The 17,596-nt window shown below is 69.8% G+C and carries 19 protein-coding genes; 9 read left to right on the top strand and 10 right to left on the bottom strand.

Features of this window, described 5'->3' with window-relative positions; all coding sequences use genetic code 11:
• Positions 1-74 precede the first annotated feature (74 nt).
• Together ASD66_RS11000 and ASD66_RS10995 are read left to right on the top strand one after the other, a co-directional pair.
• Entirely contained in the window at positions 75-1,667 is a 1,593-nt protein-coding gene (locus tag ASD66_RS11000) for a sensor histidine kinase (RefSeq protein ID WP_056890957.1), read from the top strand.
• Positions 1,664-2,344 (top strand): response regulator, encoded by a 681-nt coding sequence (locus ASD66_RS10995; RefSeq protein WP_056890956.1) that lies wholly within the window; start codon positions 1,664-1,666, stop codon positions 2,342-2,344. The genes ASD66_RS11000 and ASD66_RS10995 overlap by 4 nt, the downstream gene beginning before the upstream one ends.
• Positions 2,345-2,358: 14 nt before the next feature.
• Here ASD66_RS10995 and ASD66_RS10990 read toward each other — a convergent pair whose 3' ends face one another.
• Positions 2,359-3,801 carry a glycine hydroxymethyltransferase gene (locus ASD66_RS10990; RefSeq protein ID WP_056677313.1) on the bottom strand — a complete coding sequence of 481 codons (1,443 nt, stop codon included), beginning with the start codon at positions 3,799-3,801 and terminating at the stop codon, positions 2,359-2,361.
• 425 nt (positions 3,802-4,226) lie between these two features.
• On the opposite strand from ASD66_RS10990, the gene ASD66_RS10985 reads away from it, so the two are divergent.
• From ASD66_RS10985 to ASD66_RS10975, 3 genes are all read left to right on the top strand, one after another.
• Positions 4,227-5,930, top strand: a complete 1,704-nt coding sequence (locus ASD66_RS10985) for a nitrite/sulfite reductase (protein WP_056677310.1) — start codon at positions 4,227-4,229, stop codon at positions 5,928-5,930.
• Positions 5,931-6,103: 173 nt separating this feature from the next.
• Positions 6,104-6,850 (top strand): phosphoadenylyl-sulfate reductase, encoded by a 747-nt coding sequence (locus ASD66_RS10980; RefSeq protein WP_056890955.1) that lies wholly within the window; start codon positions 6,104-6,106, stop codon positions 6,848-6,850.
• A gap of 78 nt (positions 6,851-6,928) precedes the next feature.
• Positions 6,929-7,672 (top strand): sirohydrochlorin chelatase, encoded by a 744-nt coding sequence (locus ASD66_RS10975; RefSeq protein ID WP_056677305.1) that lies wholly within the window; start codon positions 6,929-6,931, stop codon positions 7,670-7,672.
• Positions 7,673-7,770: 98 nt separating this feature from the next.
• Here ASD66_RS10975 and ASD66_RS10970 read toward each other — a convergent pair whose 3' ends face one another.
• The 4 genes from ASD66_RS10970 to ASD66_RS10955 form a co-directional block, all read right to left on the bottom strand.
• Positions 7,771-8,151, bottom strand: a complete 381-nt coding sequence (locus tag ASD66_RS10970; protein ID WP_056891439.1) for a DUF3037 domain-containing protein — start codon at positions 8,149-8,151, stop codon at positions 7,771-7,773.
• Positions 8,148-8,912 carry a HipA family kinase gene (locus ASD66_RS10965; RefSeq protein WP_056890954.1) on the bottom strand — a complete coding sequence of 255 codons (765 nt, stop codon included), beginning with the start codon at positions 8,910-8,912 and terminating at the stop codon, positions 8,148-8,150. The genes ASD66_RS10970 and ASD66_RS10965 overlap by 4 nt, the downstream gene beginning before the upstream one ends.
• Positions 8,909-9,766 (bottom strand): PPK2 family polyphosphate kinase, encoded by an 858-nt coding sequence (locus tag ASD66_RS10960; protein ID WP_056890953.1) that lies wholly within the window; start codon positions 9,764-9,766, stop codon positions 8,909-8,911. The genes ASD66_RS10965 and ASD66_RS10960 overlap by 4 nt, the downstream gene beginning before the upstream one ends.
• Positions 9,767-9,950: 184 nt before the next feature.
• Entirely contained in the window at positions 9,951-10,661 is a 711-nt protein-coding gene (locus ASD66_RS10955; RefSeq protein WP_056890952.1) for a GNAT family N-acetyltransferase, read from the bottom strand.
• 59 nt (positions 10,662-10,720) lie between these two features.
• On the opposite strand from ASD66_RS10955, the gene ASD66_RS10950 reads away from it, so the two are divergent.
• Positions 10,721-11,521 (top strand): C1 family peptidase, encoded by an 801-nt coding sequence (locus ASD66_RS10950; protein WP_082599445.1) that lies wholly within the window; start codon positions 10,721-10,723, stop codon positions 11,519-11,521.
• 1 nt (position 11,522) lies between these two features.
• Here ASD66_RS10950 and ASD66_RS10945 read toward each other — a convergent pair whose 3' ends face one another.
• From ASD66_RS10945 to ASD66_RS24940, 4 genes are all read right to left on the bottom strand, one after another.
• A complete protein-coding gene (locus ASD66_RS10945) occupies positions 11,523-12,383 on the bottom strand; it encodes a regulatory protein RecX (RefSeq protein ID WP_082599444.1) in 861 nt (286 codons plus the stop codon).
• Positions 12,383-13,417 carry a recombinase RecA gene (gene recA, locus ASD66_RS10940; protein WP_056677294.1) on the bottom strand — a complete coding sequence of 345 codons (1,035 nt, stop codon included), beginning with the start codon at positions 13,415-13,417 and terminating at the stop codon, positions 12,383-12,385. The genes ASD66_RS10945 and recA overlap by 1 nt, the downstream gene beginning before the upstream one ends.
• A 188-nt stretch (positions 13,418-13,605) precedes the next feature.
• Complete coding sequence (locus ASD66_RS10935; RefSeq protein WP_056677288.1) at positions 13,606-13,800, bottom strand: DUF3046 domain-containing protein; 195 nt, start codon at positions 13,798-13,800, stop codon at positions 13,606-13,608.
• A complete protein-coding gene (locus tag ASD66_RS24940) occupies positions 13,797-14,942 on the bottom strand; it encodes a class I SAM-dependent methyltransferase (RefSeq protein WP_235530049.1) in 1,146 nt (381 codons plus the stop codon). Before ASD66_RS24940 ends, ASD66_RS10935 begins: the two co-directional genes overlap by 4 nt.
• 41 nt (positions 14,943-14,983) lie before the next feature.
• On the opposite strand from ASD66_RS24940, the gene ASD66_RS10920 reads away from it, so the two are divergent.
• Positions 14,984-15,493: a GNAT family N-acetyltransferase gene (locus ASD66_RS10920; RefSeq protein ID WP_056677285.1), complete on the top strand. Its 510-nt coding sequence runs from the start codon at positions 14,984-14,986 to the stop codon at positions 15,491-15,493.
• 12 nt (positions 15,494-15,505) lie between these two features.
• On the opposite strand, the gene ASD66_RS10915 is transcribed toward ASD66_RS10920, so the two are convergent.
• The gene (locus tag ASD66_RS10915) at positions 15,506-15,820 is read right to left on the bottom strand and encodes a hypothetical protein (protein ID WP_056890951.1); all 315 of its coding nucleotides are present in this window, start codon (positions 15,818-15,820) and stop codon (positions 15,506-15,508) included.
• A 156-nt stretch (positions 15,821-15,976) separates the two neighbouring features.
• Between ASD66_RS10915 and ASD66_RS10910 the strand changes: the two genes are divergently transcribed.
• Both ASD66_RS10910 and ASD66_RS10905 read left to right on the top strand, forming a co-directional pair.
• Positions 15,977-16,495: a SigE family RNA polymerase sigma factor gene (locus tag ASD66_RS10910; protein ID WP_056677277.1), complete on the top strand. Its 519-nt coding sequence runs from the start codon at positions 15,977-15,979 to the stop codon at positions 16,493-16,495.
• Positions 16,492-17,538, top strand: coding sequence for a hypothetical protein (locus ASD66_RS10905; protein ID WP_056890950.1), 1,047 nt, complete (start codon positions 16,492-16,494; stop codon positions 17,536-17,538). Before ASD66_RS10910 ends, ASD66_RS10905 begins: the two co-directional genes overlap by 4 nt.
• Positions 17,539-17,596 lie beyond the last annotated feature (58 nt).

Raw genomic sequence — 17,596 nt, 5'->3', positions numbered from 1 at the left:
GCGCGCCCGACGGAGAACCTCGAACAGGCCTGTTCCCGACTGCCGATCAGCAGTGAGTGCGGCACAATGCGCCCATGCCCAGCATTCGCGGCCTCCGGGAAGGTTCGGTCGCACGTCAGATGCTGCAACTGCAGGTGCTGGTCGTCCTGGCCCTGGTGGTCGCGGCGGTTGCCCTGGCGGCGTACGACGCCAGGCGTGACGTGCGCGCCGACGCCGCCGACCGTGCCGTCGCCGTGGCCCGGACCGTTGCCGACTCCCCCACCACGTTGAGTGCCCTGGCGTCGACGGACCCGTCCGTCCGGCTCCAGCCGTACGCCGAACGCGTGCGGGTCGACACCGGCGTCGACTTCGTCGTCGTGATGGACCTCGACCGCACCCGGTTCACCCATCCCGAGCCGGATCGGATCGGCAAGCCGTTCGTGGGTGACCTCGGCGATGCGCCCGAGGGCGGAACGTTCACGCAGGAGTACAGAGGAACGCTCGGGCCTTCGGTCCGCTCGGTGGTCCCGGTCTTCGCCGGCAACCAGGTCGTGGCCCTGGTCTCGGTCGGCATCACCGTCGACCGCGTCGACGACCAGCTGCGCCAGGACCTCCTGCTTGTCGGCATCTGCGCGGCCGTCGTACTCGGCGTGGGAGTGCTCGGCGCCTGGCTGGTCAGCCGACGACTCCGGAGGCAGACCCACGGCATGGGCGAGCGGGAGATGGCCCGGATGTACGAGTACTACAGCGCGGTGCTGCACGCCGTCCGCGAGGGACTCCTGTTGCTGGACAGCGAGGGCATCGTGCAGCTCGCCAACGACGAGGCCCGGCGGCTGCTCAGTCTCCCCGAGGACGTGGTGGGCCGGTCGGTCCACGAGCTGGGTCTCCCTCCCGGCCTCGTGGCCGCCGCGGTCGGAGACACCGCCCAGTCCGACGACATCTACGTCGCCGACGACCACGTGCTCGTCGTCAGCTCCGCGCCGGCCACCTGGGCCGATCGCGACGTGGGTGCCGTGGTGACCCTGCGCGACCACACCGACCTGCAGGCCGTCACGGGTGAGCTCGACGTGGTGCGCGGGTTGACCGACACCCTGCGAGCACAGACCCACGAGGCGTCGAACCGCCTGCACACCGTGGTCTCCCTGATCGAGATGGGGCGACCCGCGGAGGCGGTCGACTTCGCCACCGAGGAGCTCCAGCTCGCCCAGATGCTCACCGACCGGGTGGTCAGCGCCGTGGGCGAGCCGGTCGTCGCGGCGCTGCTGCTGGGCAAGACCTCCGAGGCGGCCGAGCGCGGCATCAGTCTGTCGGTCGACGGGGAGGTGCCGCCAGGGGCGGTCGACGTACCCGCCCGGGACCTGGTGACGATCCTGGGCAACCTGATCGACAACGCCCTCGACGCCGTGGCCGGCCGCGACGCGCGTCGCGTCGCGGTGACGGTCGGCGGATCGGGTGCCCAGCTCAAGATCATCGTCGAGGACAGCGGTCCCGGCCTCAGCGACGACGACGCGCGCCACGTCCTCGAAAGGGGCTGGACCACGAAGGCCACCTCGGACGCCGAAGGCGGGCATGGCGTCGGTCTCGCCCTGGTCGGCCAGGCTGCCCGCCGGCACGGGGGCAGCGTCGAGATCGGCCCGTCGTCCCTGGGCGGGGCGGCGTTCGTCGTCACCCTGGGAGGCACGTCATGACAGTCCGGGTCCTCATCGTCGAGGACGAGGCCCTGGCCGCCGAGGCACACAGTGAGTACCTCGACCGCATCGACGGGTTCGAGGTCGCCGGGGTGGCCCGCTCAGCCGGCGAGGCGATGCGCCACCTCGCGGGTGACCGACACGTCGACCTGATCCTGCTCGACATGCACCTGCCCGACGGCCACGGCCTGGGACTGCTCCAACGGCTCAGGGCAGCGGGCCACCTGTGCGACGTGATTGCGGTGACCTCGGCGCGCGACGCGGACGTCGTACGCCACGCGGTGGCACAGGGCGTGGTCCTCTACCTGCTCAAGCCGTTCACCTTCGCCACGTTCCGCGGCAAGCTCGAGCAGTACGCCACCTATCGCAGCCAGTTCACCGGCGGCAGCGACGAGGTGGCCCAGGACCAGGTCGACCAGATGCTCGGGACGCTGCGCACCACAGGCTCGTCGGCCGCCCTCCCCAAGGGCATGAGCGCGGAGTCGCTGCAGCACGTGACCGACGCCCTCCGCGGATCAGGCACGGCCATGTCGGCCAGCGAGGTGGCCGCGGCGACCGGCTCCTCGCGGGTCACCGCCCGCCGCTACCTCGAGCACCTGGCCGACACCGGACTGGTCGACCGGGCCCCGCGGTACGGCGGCAGCGGTCGCCCCGAGGTCGAGTACCGCTGGCGCTGATCCGGGCCGCCGGGTCAGGCCAGGTCGAGGCCGGGGTAGAGCGGGTGCTTGTCGAGCATCTCGGCCGAGGCTGCCTTGGTGCGGTCGGCCACGCCGTCGGCGAGCTGGTACGTCGCCTTCGACGGCGCCCCGGCCTTGTTCGTGCCGGCCTCGGTGTTGGTGAGCACGTCGACGACCAGCTCGGCCACCTTGTCGAACTCGTCGTGACCGAAGCCGCGCGTGGTGAGCGCCGGCGTACCGAAGCGGATGCCGGTGGTGTACCAGGCGCCGTTCGGGTCGTTGGGCACCGAGTTGCGGTTGGTCACCACGCCGGCGTCGAGCAGGGCCGACTCGGCCTGACGGCCGGTGAGGCCGTATTTCGCCACGTCGAGCAGCACGATGTGGTTGTCGGTGCCGTCGGTGACGAGCTTGGCGTCGCGGGTCATGAACCCCTCGGCCAGCGACTTGGCGTTGTCGGCGATGTTCTGGGCGTACGTCGCGAACTCGGGCCGACGCGCCTCGGCCAGGGCGACGGCCTTGGCCGCCATCACGTGCGAGAGCGGACCGCCGAGGACCATCGGGCAACCGCGGTCGACCGAGGAGGCGTACTCCTCCTGCGCGAGCACGAGGCCACCGCGCGGGCCGCGCAGCGACTTGTGCGTCGTCGTGGTCGTGATGTGCGCGTAGGGCACCGGGTTCTCCTCGCCGGTGAACACCTTGCCGGCGACCAGACCGGCGAAGTGGGCCATGTCGACCATGAGAGTCGCGCCGACCTCGTCGGCGATCTCGCGCATCTTGGCGAAGTTCACCCGGCGCGGGTACGCCGAGTAGCCGGCGACCAGCACCAGCGGCTTGAACTCCTTGGCCTTCGCGCGCACGACGTCGTAGTCGAGCAGCCCGGTCTCCGGGTCGGTGCCGTACTGCTGCTGGTGGAACATCTTGCCGCTGATGTTGGGCCGGAAGCCGTGGGTGAGGTGGCCACCCGAGTCGAGGGACATGCCGAGCAGGCGCTGGTTGCCGAACTCGTGGCGCAGCGACTCCCAGTCAGCCTCGGACAGGTCGTTGACTCCCTTGACGCCGTACTTCTCCAGCGCCGGGGACTCGATGCGGTGCGCCAGGATCGACCAGAACGCGACCAGGTTGGCGTCGATGCCGGAGTGCGGTTGCACATAGGCGTACGGCGCCCCGAACAGCTCGCGTGCATGCTCGGCAGCCAGGGACTCGACCGTGTCGACGTTCTGGCAGGCCGCGTAGAACCGGTGACCGACGGTGCCCTCGGCGTACTTGTCGCTGAACCAGGTGCCCATGGTGAGCAGCACGGCCGGCGACGCGTAGTTCTCGCTGGCGATCAACTTGAGCGAGGAACGCTGGTCGGCCAACTCCTGGCGGGTGGCCTCCGCGATGCGCGGCTCCACGGAGGCGATCACCTCGAGGGCCTGCTTGTAGGCGGAACTGGTCGTGGCAGACAGGTCGGTCATGGGGCACACACTAGTGACTCCCCGGGAACACCCCATCCCCGGCCGGCGGCACCGGACAACGTGACCTGCCCCACGTCGCCGTGCGGCCGGAGGCGGAAATGCCGATGAACCGTCCCATTATCTGGACCTCGGGTCCACACCATGAGATTCACGGTTGTGGGAAGGCCGTCCGCAGGGTGAGACTCCTACCCATGATCAGCGCTGAGACGTCCAAGCACCTCGTGGCCCGCCGCCACGTGGACTTCGGGCGCATCAGCAGCATGATGTGTTGGCCGTCCTGACCCTCCCGCCGCCCAGCCACCACTGAGCAGCGGGCGCCCAGACAGACAAGTCCACGGGCGCCGGTCGAAGGCCAACCCGACGTTTCAATGTCGCAGCGTCGGAGCCTCGCATCGCGCGTCAAGATTTAGCGCCGAAGGAATCCGATGAACGACGCTCCCGCAGCACGCACGCCCCGCCCCCGCCCCAAGCGCGGAGAAGGCCAGTGGGCCCTCGGCTACCTCGAGCCGCTCAACAAGAACGAGCAGTCCAAGAAGGACGACAACCCGCTCAACGTCGAGGCACGCATCCGGAACATCTACTCCAAGCGCGGCTTCGAGTCGATCGACCCGGCCGACCTGCGCGGCCGCTTCCGCTGGATGGGCCTCTACACGCAGCGCGCCCCGGGCCTGGACGGCGGCAAGACCGCCGCGCTCGAAGAGGAAGAGCTCGACGACAAGTTCTTCATGATGCGTGTGCGCAGCGACGGCAACCTGCTCTCCGCGGAGGCGCTGCGGGTGCTGGGCGGCATCTCCACCGACTTCGCCCGCAACACCGCCGACGTCACCGACCGCCAGAACATCCAGTACCACTGGATCGACATCAAGAGCGTCCCCGAGATCTGGGAGCGCCTCTCCACGGTCGGCCTGGACACCCTCGAGGCGTGCGGCGACTGCCCGCGCGGGTTCCTCGGCTCCCCCGTCGCCGGCGTCGCCAAGGACGAGATCATCGACGGCACGCCAGCACTGGCCGAGATCCGTCGCCGCTACATCGGCAACCCGGAGTACTCCAACCTGCCGCGCAAGTTCAAGACCTCCATCTCCGGCCACCCCACGCTCGATGCGGCGCCGGAGATCAACGACGTCTCGTTCGTCGGTGTCGACCACCCCGAGCACGGCCCCGGCTTCGACCTCTGGGTCGGCGGCGGCCTGTCCACCAACCCGATGCTGGCCAAGAAGCTCGGCGTGTGGATCCCGCTCGACGAGGTGGCCGATGCCTGGGAGGGCGTCGTCTCGATCTTCCGCGACTACGGCTACCGCCGACTGCGCTCGAAGGCCCGACTGAAGTTCCTGGTCGCCGACTGGGGCGTGGAGAAGTTCCGCGAGGTCCTCGAGAACGAGTACCTCGAGCGCAAGCTCGTCGACGGCACCTCACCCGAGTTCGCCACCGCGAACGGCGACCACATCGGCATCCACGAGCAGAAGGACGGCAAGTTCTACGTGGGCATCACGCCCACCGTCGGCCGGATCGACGGCACCGTGCTGACCCGCCTGGGTGAGCTCGTCGAGAAGTACGGCGCGGCAGGTGCCCGACTCACGGCGTACCAGAAGATCGTGGTGATCGGCGTCGACGGCGACAAGGTCGAGGCCTTCGCCGACGAGCTCGAGACCATCGGCCTCTCGGCGCGGCCCTCACACTGGCGCCGCTCGACGATGGCCTGCACCGGCATCGAGTTCTGCAAGCTGGCGATCGTCGACACCAAGCAGCGCTCGATCGACCTGGTCGCCGAGCTCGAGCGTCGCTTCCCCGGCCTGGACACCCCGATCTCGATCAACGTCAACGGCTGCCCGAACGCCTGCGCCCGCACCCAGATCGCCGACATCGGCCTCAAGGGACAGCTCGTCCTGGACGAGGACGGCAACCAGGTCGAGGGCTTCCAGGTGCACCTCGGTGGTGGCATCGGCCTGATCAACGCGCTCGGCAAGAAGCTCCGTGCCCACAAGGTCACCTCCAAGGGTCTCGACGACTACGTCACCAACGTGGTCAGCGCCTACCTCGCCCAGCGCGAGGAGGGTGAGCTGTTCGCCCACTGGGTGCAGCGCGCTGACGACGAGGTGCTGCGCGGCGAGAAGGCACTCGAGGCAGTCTGATGAATGCGAACGCCCGTGTCTGAGCGAGCACAGCCCTTCCACTGCCCCTACTGCGGGGACGAGAACCTGTGGCCCCACGAGGGCGAGCAGGTCGGTTGGGAATGCCGCTCATGCCTTCGGGCCTTCACCGTCAAGATGCTCGGAATGATCCGACCCACCCCAGGAGGTGGCGCATGACTGCAGCAACAACGACGGCGGCCGCTGCCTACCGCGGCTCGCACACCGCCGACCGCTCCCCCGAGGAGCTGCGCGAGATCGTGTCCCACGTCGGAGCCGAGCTCGAGCTGGCCCCCGCCGAGGACATCATCGAATGGGCCGTGGCCACGTTCGGCTCGAAGTTCTGCGTGACCTCGTCCATGGGGGACGCCGTACTCGCCCACCTGGCCGCCAAGGTCGCCCCGGGCGTGGACGTCGTGTTCCTCGACACCGGCTACCACTTCGTCGAGACCATCGGCACCCGCGACGCCGTCGAGGCGACGATGGACGTCAACCTGGTCACGATCAAGCCGGACATCACGGTGGCCGAGCAGGACGCTCAGTTCGGCAAGGACCTCTACAAGACCGACCCCGACCGGTGCTGCGCGATCCGCAAGGTCAAGCCCCTCGCGGACTCACTCGCGCACTACGACGCCTGGGCGACCGGGCTGCGCCGCGCGGAGACCCACAACCGCGTGATCGCGCCGGTCATCGGCTGGGACGCCAAGAAGGGCAAGGTCAAGGTCTCCCCCATCGCCCGTTGGAGTGACGAGCAGGTCGAGCAGTACATCGCCGAGAACGGCGTACTGGTCAACCCCCTGGTCTACGACGGCTACCCCTCGATCGGCTGCTGGCCGTGCACCGCACGCGTCGCACCCGGCGAGGACCCACGCTCCGGCCGCTGGGCCGGTCAGAACAAGACCGAATGCGGGATCCACTCGTAGACGGTCAGCTCGACACCACTTAGTTCCACAGACGACAACGGCGTCGTTCACCAACGCTCGTGAAGGGAGGCAGTTCTCATGACTGCTCCTGCTCTGATTGCCCTTGCTCACGGAAGCCGCGACCCCCGCTCGGCCGAGACGATCACCGCCCTGGTCAACGAGGTCCGAGCGATGCGCCCCGACCTGCGCATCGAGACGGCGTTCCTCGAGCTCGCCAAGCCGTCCTTCGCCACCGCCGTGAACAAGCTGGTCCGGGCCGGGTACGACGAGATCGTCGTCGTACCGCTCCTTCTCAGCGACGCCTTCCATGCCAAGGTCGACGTGCCGTCCGCCGTGGCCGAGCAGGTTGCCCGCCACGAGGGCCTGCAGATCCGTGCGACCGAGATCCTCGGTCTCGAGACCGCCTTCCTCGAGATCCTCGACATCCGGCTCCGCGAGGCACTCAAGGTGGCCCGGGTCCGCGAGCTCGACGCCCTGGTGCTGGCCGCCGCCGGTTCCAGCGACCCACTGGCCAACCAGGCAGTCGGTCGACTGGCCCGACTGTGGGGCACCCACCACAAGCTGCCCGTCAAGGCCGCGTTCGCCTCGGCCACGCCGCCGGCGACCGGTGAGGCCGTGCGCGCCTTCCGGGCCGAGGGACGCCGGCACATCGCTGTCGCCTCGTTCTTCCTGGCACCGGGCTTCCTGCCCGACCGGGCCGCCGAGCTGGCGATCGAGGCCGGCGCGGTCGCCGTCTCCGACCCGCTCGGTGCGCACCCGACCCTGGCCCGCACGATCCTGGCGCGGTACGCCGTCGGCGCCGTCGAGCTGGTCCCCGTCTGATCGACCTGTCGCCAGTTTCTGGAACTGGCGACAGGTCACTTGCAACTGGCGACAGGTCGATCGAAACTCACGACGGGTCGGCACGAACTGGCGACGGGTCAGCCGACGAGCTGGGTGACCAGGCGTTCGAGCTGACGGGCGGGGTCCGCGGTGATGCCGCCGTGCACCGGCCCCGGCTGGATCACCGTGCTGCGTGGTGCCTTGAGGAACCCGAACCGGGTGCCGATCGGCTTCTGGCCCGCCGCACCCACGCGAGGGTCACCCGCGCAGACGCCCTCGACGAAGGCGAGCGAGGCGCACACCCGGTCGAGGTCGAGCCCGGGATGCACCGCGAGCAGTCGGTCGGCGTCCACGCGCCACGCGACGTCGAGGAAGTCGGTGGCCTGGCAGTAGACCACCACCCCGACGTTGACGAACTCCTCGCGCTCCACGCGCGGGACGCACCGCAGGACGACGTACTGGTAGGCGAGCGCGCTCACGACGTCGCCCCGGGGAGCCACTGCCGGGTGGTCAGGCGTGCGGTCAGGAACCGGACGTACGCCGACCGCACGGCCGCCGGGTCTTCCGCGCCGGGCACCGGGTCGAGCCAGGCGTCGGGCACGTCGGCGACCACCTCGGCGAGCACCGACTCGTCGAGGACGTTGCTGATCTCGATGTCCGCCTTCGCGAGGTCACCTGCACGCTCGAGCAGGACATGGTCGGAGGGGTCCCACGGCTGCGCCGCGAACCGGGCCGGGTCCGTGACGCCACCGCCCCAGGCATGGTGGAAGTACAACGCGGCCCCATGGTCGATCACCCAGAGCTCGCCGTGCCAGACCAGGAGGTTGGGGTTGCGCCAGCTGCGGTCGACGTTGGCGGTGAAGGCGTCGAGCCAGACGATCTTCGCGGCCAGGGCCGGATCGGTCTCGGCCTGTCCGTCGTACCCGAAGGAGCCGGGCAGGAAGTCGACGCCGAGGTTGAGCCCGATGCTGGCGTTGAGGAGGTCCTGGACCTCCTCGTCGGCCTCGTAGCGGGCGATGTCGCCGGTCAGGTCGAGTGCGACGAGGCGCGGGGTGGCCAGGCCGATGCGTCGGGCCAGCTCACCGACGATGACCTCGGCGACCAGGACGCGAAGGCCCTGTCCGGCGCCGCGGAACTTGCAGACGTAGGTGCCCAGGTCGCCGGCCTCGACGACTCCGGGGAGTGAGCCGCCCTCGCGCAGCGGCGTGACATAGCGGGTGACGGGGACTGTCTCGATCACGTCAGCGGGGCTTCGTCCTCGAGGCGGGCCTTCTGCTCCTCGATGTCGAAGTCGGCGGCGGGCCAGGCCAGGTCGAGTCCCTGCAACGCCTCCACCAGCAGTCGCGCGACGGCAAGGTTGCGGTACCACTTGCGGTCGGCCGGGACGACGTGCCACGGAGCCGTCTCGGTGTTGGTGCGCTCGATCGCGGCCTCGTAGGCCTGCTGGTACGCCGGCCACTGGGCGCGTTCGTCGATGTCGCCCGGGTTGAACTTCCAGTACTTCGTCGGGTCGTCGAGCCTGGCCAGCAGGCGTTCCTTCTGCTCGTCGGCGGAGATGTGCAGCATGCACTTGACGAGCGTGACGCCGTCGTCGACCAGCTCCTGCTCGAAGGCGTTGATCGCGTCGTAGCGCTTCTCGATCTCCGCAGGCTTGACCAGCTCGCGGACCCGGCCGATCAGCACGTCCTCGTAGTGGGAGCGGTCGAAGACCCCGATGTAGCCCGGAGACGGGACCGCGTTGCGGATCCGCCAGAGGAAGTCGTGCTCGAGCTCCTCCTCGGTGGGCGCCTTGAACGAGGTGATCCGGACCCCCTGCGGGTCGGCCAGGCCGACGGCGTGGCGCAGCACACCGCCCTTGCCGGAGGTGTCCATGCCCTGCAGCACCAGCAGGATCCGCCGCTTGCTGTCGGTGGTGCGCTCGGCGAACAACTGCTCCTGGAGCTCGGCCAGCTCCGGGCCGAGCTCCGCGAGTGCGGCCTCGCCGGCCGCCTTGTCGTCGTCGAACCCGGGCTTGCCGTGCGGGTCGATGTCACCCAGGTCGACGGCACCCGCAGGCACCCGGAGGAGGTCGTGGAAGGACTCGGTCGTGGCCATGGGGAAGAGACTAACGAGTCGCTGGCGCCGTGGGTCCGAGGTCCTGTGATGGTTGTCGGGCTCCGGGTGCGTGCATCGCAAGGCGGAGGAGCGAAGGCGGCCACCAGGCCGTCGAGTCTCTGACAACGCAGCGAGGTGCGTGCCCGGGGTGCGCCAAGCGCACAACGACTTCGGACCCACGGCGCTAGCCCAGGATCCGCCGTACGTCGAGGGTGCATCCGACCACCGTGGCACTGGACCCGTCGGACTGCGGCTCGTCGAACCAGGTGCCCTGGGTGAAGCCGACCTTCTCCAGGACGCGCAGCGAAGCAATGTTGCGGTGGTCGGGCGCCGCGAAGAAGGTTGCCGCGTCGGGGAACCGGTGCCGGGTGCGCAGCAGCCATGCCCAGAGCATCCGCGATCCGAGGCCCTTGCCGACCCAGGCCTCCTCGCCGATCGCGTAGTCCACGCCGATCGCCTCCGGATCGGGGGTGAGCAGCGCGAAGTCGGGATAGTCGGAGAGACGGTAGTCCTGCACGAAGCCGACCGAGCGGCCGTTGGCCTCGACCACCCACATCCGGGTGGGAGTGGTGCCGTCGATGTGCGGGCCATACTTCTCGGTCACGGTCGCAAGATCCGGCGAACCGTCGTCGGACCACCAGCGGTTCACGTGGTCCGCGGCGCGCCAGCGGGCCACGTCGGGAAGGTCTCCGCGGGTCATCGACCGCAGCCCCACCCGGAGGTCGGGATCGACGACGAAACGCTTGTCGGTGCCGGAGAGGTCCAGTGCCGCCGGCTCTCCGCTCATCGTGGCCGCCAGCCGTTTCGCCGCGGCCGACCACGACTCGTCACCTCGGATCACGCCGGCCAGGTCACGGCCGCCATACTGCACGACGACGTGCACGGTCTCGGGCATGCCCCGAGGCTAGGCCATCAGTCGGTATCAGGCCGAGCGTGGCCGTCCTCCTCTGCGGTATGACCACCAACCCCGACACCGATCACTTCGTCTGCAACGTGCTGCCCTCGACCGGCACGACCGCGGACTGGAACTTCGACGACTCCCGCGACGCCGGAGCCCTCGGCGCCCCCGCCGCCCTGCCCGCCAGCGTCGACCTTCGTGAGTCCTGGTGGGGCATCCACGACCAGGAGTCAACAGGGTCCTGCGTCGGATGGGCCACCGCCGACGGCGTCGCCCGCTGGCACCTCGTCAAGGCCAGGAAGGCCACCAAGACGCTGCAGCTCTCGGCACGGCACGTGTGGATGGCCTCCAAGGAGACCGACGAGTTCACGACACGGCCACAGAGCTTCATCGAGGAGGCCGGTACGTCGCTCAAGGCCGCCCTGGACGTGGCCCGCAAGCAGGGTGTGGCCCGCGAGAAGGACCTGCCCTTCCACCTCGGCGCGACGATGTTCCCCGGACGCGAGAACGTCTTCTACGCCAGCTGCGCCCGCCGCAAGATCTCGGCGTACTACAACCTGCGGCTGAACCTGACCCACTGGAAGACCTGGCTGGCCGAGCAGGGACCGATCCTGGCCGCCTTCCTGGTCGACGAGTCGTGGGACAACGCCACCGCCACGAACGGCAAGGTGGACACGTTCAAGCCGAACACCGTGCGCGGCGGCCACGCGATCGCGATCGTGGGCTACCGCAGCGACGGCCGCTTCATCGCCCGCAACAGCTGGGGCACCTCGTGGGGTGACGACGGCTTCGCCTACCTCAAGCCGGCCTACATTCGTGCGGCCTTCTACGACGAGGCGTACGGGGTCTCGATCTGACTCACCAGTCGCGGGGAGTTTCACCGACCGGGTCGTCATCGTCGACGTCGACCTGGTCGGCGGCGGCGAGCTCGTCGCGGACGACGGAGAACGCCATGCCCGGCGGGTAGCCCTTGCGGGCCAGCATGCCGACCAGCCGCCGGGTCGCCTTGACCCGATCGAGGCCCTGCATGGTGCGCAGCTTCTTGCGGACCAGGCGCCGGGCCGCGTCGTCCTCGTCGTCGGGGTCGATCTCGTCGAGGGCCTCCCGGGCGACGAGGTCGTCGATGCCCTTGCGGCGCAGCTCCTGGGCCAGGGCACGACGGGCCAACCCCTTGCCTGGCTGGCGCGAGGCGATCCAGGAGCGGGCGAAGGCCTCGTCGTCGATCAGGCCGACCTCTTCGAACCGGTCGAGGAGCGCGCCGGCGATCTCGTCGGGGACGTTCTTCTTCGCCAGACGGTCGGCGAGCTCCTTGCGGCTGCGAGCCTGCCCGGTGAGCTGGTCGAGCAGGATCTTGCGGGCCACCGCCTCGTGGTCTGCCTCGTCGCCCGACCCGTCGTCATCGGGGGCCAGTCCACTCGCGGTCTGCTCCTGGCCGTTCGACTGCCCGGCACGGCGGGACCGCTTGGTGCCCCGCGGCCGCCCCGCACCTCGGTGCCGTTCCGTGCCGCCGGGCCGTTCCGTGCCGCCGGGCGGTTCCGCGTCCGGGGACGCGGTGATCTCGCCGGCGGCCACGGCGCGCAGCCACGCCTCGACCCCGTCGCCCACGTCACCCTGCCAGGCGGGCTGCTCCTGGCGATCCGGCTCGAGAGCCCGCTCGCCCTCGGGCGCCACCGCCCACTCGGGCGGCGGCCCCGCGCTCGAAGGGCCGGGACCGACCATCAGAAGTCGATGTTGGTCGGCTCCGCAACGGGCTCGTCGACCTTCGGACCGACACCCAGCGTCTCGAGGATCTTCTTCTCCAGCTCGTTGGCCAGGTCGGGGTTGTCCTTGAGGAAGGTGCGGGCGTTCTCCTTGCCCTGGCCGAGCTGGTCGCCCTCGTAGGTGTACCAGGCGCCGGCCTTGCGGACCAGGCCGGCCTCGACGCCGACGTCGATCAGGCCACCCTCGCGGCTGATGCCCTTGCCGTACATGATGTCGAACTCTGCCTGCTTGAACGGCGGGGCGACCTTGTTCTTGACGACCTTGACGCGGGTGCGGTTTCCGACCATGTCGGTGCCGTCCTTGAGCGTCTCGATGCGGCGCACGTCGAGGCGCACGGAGGAGTAGAACTTCAGCGCCCGGCCACCGGTGGTGGTCTCTGGCGAGCCGAACATGACGCCGATCTTCTCGCGGAGCTGGTTGATGAAGATCGCGGTCGTGTTGGAGTTGTTCAACGCACCGGTCATCTTGCGCAGCGCCTGGCTCATGAGGCGGGCCTGGAGGCCGACGTGGCTGTCGCCCATCTCGCCCTCGATCTCGGCCCGCGGCACGAGCGCGGCCACCGAGTCGATCACGATCAGGTCGAGCGCGCCGGAACGGATCAGCATGTCGGCGATCTCGAGCGCCTGCTCACCGGAGTCGGGCTGGGAGACCAGCAGCGCGTCGGTGTCGACGCCGAGGTTCTTGGCGTATTCGGGGTCGAGCGCGTGCTCTGCGTCGATGAACGCCACGATGCCGCCACCCGCCTGGGCGCTGGCCACCGCGTGCAGGGCGACCGTGGTCTTACCGGAGGACTCGGGGCCGTAGATCTCGACGACCCGGCCGCGTGGGAGGCCACCGAGGCCCAGCGCGACGTCGAGCGCGATCGACCCGGTCGGGATGACTTCGAGGGGTGCGCGGGTCTCGTCGCCGAGGCGCATCACCGAGCCCTTGCCGAAGCTCTTCTCAATGTTGGCGAGTGCTGCGTCGAGCGCCTTGTCGCGGTCTCCAGCCATGATGGTCCGTCCTTGTCGAGTCTGTGGTCGATGTGTTGTCCCGGACGTTAGACCGGGCCACCGACAATGGGTGCCGACCACCTGCAGGGCTGTGGAGAACCCCGGCCGACGACGTTCACACTAGCCCGAACAGACGTTCGATCAAGCGCGACACGCAGGCGGGGAATCGAACAGGTGATCGGAGCTTTTCACTTGTCGCGCAACGGCAGGTCGAGCGTGCGCCAGACCGCTTCCCAGACCTGTTTGGGCGACTCCCCCGCCGACAACGCCTCGACCACGGTGCGCGAACCCAGCTCGCCGATCACGTGCTGCTCGGCCCACGAGCGCGCGTAACCGCTGCCCAGCGCCCGCTCCATGCGGCTCCAGAACTCCGTGTGCCTCATCGCCGACGCCCCCGCACGATGAGCCAGGGCTGGCCGCCACCGTCCTGGTGGCGCACCTCGTCGACGCGCCAGCCGGCGTCCTCCAGCACGGAACGCAGAGGCGCCTCCCGCCAGAACACGAAGTGACGCGGTGCCTCGATGGTGCCGTGCGTCGACCAGGCATCGCCGTCGCCCTCCTTCAGCGCGACGTGCAGGGTGCCGCCGACGCGGGTGGCCTCCGCGAGTCGGCGTACGACCTGGGGGAAGTCGTCGCGCGCGACGTGCAGCAGGCTGGCGTGGGCCCACACCCCGTCGTACGGCAGACCCGTCACGTGGTCGGCCAGGTCGTCGACGAGCGGGTCGATCCGCTCGGCCTCGTGCCCGGCGTCGCGCAACAGGTCGACGAAACGCGACGAGACGTCGGTGCGGCGCACGCGAACTCCGGCGGCTTCCAGGGCCAGTGCGTCGCGTCCACCGCCGGTGCCGATCTCGAGCACCCGTCCGCCGGCTCCGGTGGCCGAGGCGACAGCATCGGAGAACCAGGCGATCTCGTCGGCCACGTTGTCGGGCATCGCCGCCGAGGCCGACGCGTAGGCAGCCGCATGCGCGTCGTACGCCGCGACCGTGGCCAGCCGCGCGTCGTGCCCGACGTCGTGGAGGTGATGGACGACGTCGTGCAGGTGGTAGCGACCGATCGAGGCGACCGTGAAGAACGAGCCGTTGCTGCGGCGTCCGGTGCGGTCCCACTGCTCCCCCGCGACCGCGTCGTACGTCGCGGCGACCGCATCGGCCGCTGCGACCAGTTCGCGAGAGACCCGCGTCGGCTCCTGGGCGAGGTAGTCGCCGTCCACGGCGGCCTCGTCCTGGTCCCAGTTGGTGAAGAGCGGGTCGTCCTCGCCGAGCATCGAGCGGAGCCGCCCACCGAACACGAGGTGCACGTCGCGCACGTGGCAGGCGTACTCCAAGGGAGACCAGACCGACTCGGACGGCCGTCGCGACAGCGCTGGAGCATCGTCGGAGAGCACGACCCGCCAGCCCTCGGCGTTGGTGCGCACGGAGGCACCCAGGGACTCCACGTCGACGCCTGCACTGTCGAAACCGCACTCCGGGCAGGGCTCGTCGAGGACCCAGGTCCAGTCCTTGATGTCGGGTTCGATCGCCACGCGGCCATTCTGTCGCACGGCCCACCTGCGATCATGGGCGGATGGGTGAGTACTCCACACGGTCCGCACGAGAGCGCGATCTGCACGACATCGCGGCGATCTACTCCCACGCGGTCGACACCTCTCACGCGACGTTCGACATGGAACCACCCGACCTTGACTACTGGCGGGCCCGCCTCGACGGCGACCACCCCGGCGACCACCTGCTCGTGGCCGTCGACCGGGACGACAGCGTCGTGGGCTACGCCTACTCGGCGTCCTACCGACCCCGCCCGGCGTACGACACCACCCGCGAGACCTCGATCTACCTCGACGAGTCCGTGCGCGGCAAGGGCGTCGGCCGCATGCTCTACCCCGCCCTGCTCGAGACCATGGCGGTCTCCGGGGTGCACACCGCGGTGGCCCTGGTCGCCCTGCCGAACCCGGCGAGCGAGGCACTGCACGTCGCGTGCGGCTTCGAGAAGACCGGGCAGCTGCGCGAGGTGGGCTGGAAGTTCGAGCAGTGGATCGACGTCGCGTGGTACCAACGGATGTTGGTCAACCTGCCCTGACCAGGCTGCCGCTCAGCGTCGGTCGGACAGCACGTGTGAGGCGCCGGCCGACACGGCTGCGGCACCGATCACGGCCGGCCAGGCGCCGACCTTCTTCGCCAGCGGGTGCGAGGCCCCGAAGCCGCCGAGGTAGATCGCCGAGAGAGCGGCCGTCGTGGCCGGGCCGCCCTTGGCCAACCAGCTGCGCCCGGCGAGAAGCCCCGCGCCACCCAGCACGGCACCACCGAGCGGGCGTACGCCGGTCTCCCGGGCGACGAGGTAGCCGCCCAGCAGGCCCAGTGCGGCCAGGGGTGCGGTGGGGACACGATCAGCGGCGGGAAGCTTCATGCCGCCCACGCTACCGAGGCACCCCAGACCGGCAGGGTGGACCATGGAGTCAGTCACGGATCGACCCGCGACAGACCCACGTTTTCCGCGGGTGACCAACCGAATCGCCACGGGCCTCGTCTCAAGGGTGACGACGACAGTTGCAAGGAGATCTGGATGGCCAGGGCGTACGACGAGGAGTTCACGGCCTTCGCCGTGGCGTCACTCGCCGACCTCCGGCGTACGGCGTACCTCATGTGCTCCGACTGGCACAGGGCCGAGGACGCCGCACAGGAGGCCCTGATCCGGGTCTATCGCTCGTGGCACCGTGTCGAGAGGCGGGAAGGCCTGCTCGCCTACGCACGGCGCACCACGATCCGCATCCTCATCGACGACTCCCGGCGCCCCGTGCGCCGGGAGCGGTCGGTCGACATCGACGACCACCACGTCGCGGGCATCCCTGCCCCCGACGGCGGCATCGTCGAACGCGACGCGATGGTGCGGGCCCTGTCCGAGCTAACCCCGAGACGGCGCGCGTGCGTCGTCCTGCGCTACTACCACCAGTTGTCCGTCGCGGAGACGGCTGCCGCACTGGGGTGCTCCGAGGGAACGGTGAAGAGCCAGACCTCCGACGCCCTGCGTGCGCTGCGGCCGCTCCTCGCGACGGATGACGTAGAGACAGGACCCAGGCGATGAACGATCCACTCCACGACAGGCTCCGGCAGGCCGCCGACGACACCGGCCAGCCACTGAAGACCGACCTCGACGACCTGCTCGGTCGCGCCCGTGCCGGCCGCAGCCGGCACCGCACCCGCATCGCCGGCGCAGCACTGGTCACCGCGGCGGCCGTGGTCGGCACCTCCCTCGGTGTGCGGGCCGCCCTTCCTGACGGCGAGCCGGTGCCGACCGCCGGCGACAAGTTGCCCCACTCCGCAGTGCAGGCCGAGGAGAAGCCGCTCGCCCACGACGAGATCATCCGGCGCTGCCTGCCACAACTGGCCAAGTACGACGACTACCCGATGTATCCCGACACCCGGAAGCTCACTGCCAAGGACTGGATGGTGTCCCATGAGCGTGACTACGCCGTCGGAGACATCGTCGCGCTGAACGCCCTGAACTCCGGAAACCCGGTGCTGTGCGCCATCCCGGAGCAGGGCTCCGAGAACAAGCCGGTCACGTTCGCCGACCTGGACCCCGCGGCGGACCAGCCCGCGCGCATCGCCGAGGTGTGCAGTGAGATGTTCCTCCCGCCTTCGTCGTTCGACCCGGAGTCGGGAGAAGTCGTCGAGGCTCCCTCACCCGCCCTCACTCCCGACCTCCGGGGAGCCACCGTGGCTGCCGTCGACGACGCCGGCCTGATCATGTCGGCCCTGCTCGTCAAGGACGGCGAGCACTGGACCTGCACCCTCACCCCGCTCACCTCGGACGCGGCCGTCACCGAGGCCGGCGGGGCACTGCCGCGCAGCTACCAGGTCGCCTTCTCCGGGACGACGTCCGGACCCGACAACAAGTCGCTGACCAAGGAGAACGCCAGCTACTACACGGCTGCCGGAGTGATGCCGCGCGACGCCCGCTCGATCGAGGTCACCCTGGCCACCGGCGCCACGTTCTCCGTCCCGGTCAACGACGGCAACTACGCCTTCGTGCTCAAGGACCCCGGCTCGGGCGGGCTGGTCGACGCGGACTACCGCGTCCTCGATGCGCACGGCAACGTGCTCGGGCAGGGCTCCTCCATGTAGTGAGTCGCCCCACACGACGCGTGACCCGATGAGATTTCGGGAGTCGACTCACCTAGTG

Source organism: Nocardioides sp. Root151 (assembly GCF_001427925.1).
Lineage (GTDB): Bacteria > Actinomycetota > Actinomycetes > Propionibacteriales > Nocardioidaceae > Nocardioides.
The sequence above is the reverse complement of the archived record's forward strand: the minus strand, read 5'-3'. Positions and strand labels throughout refer to the sequence as shown.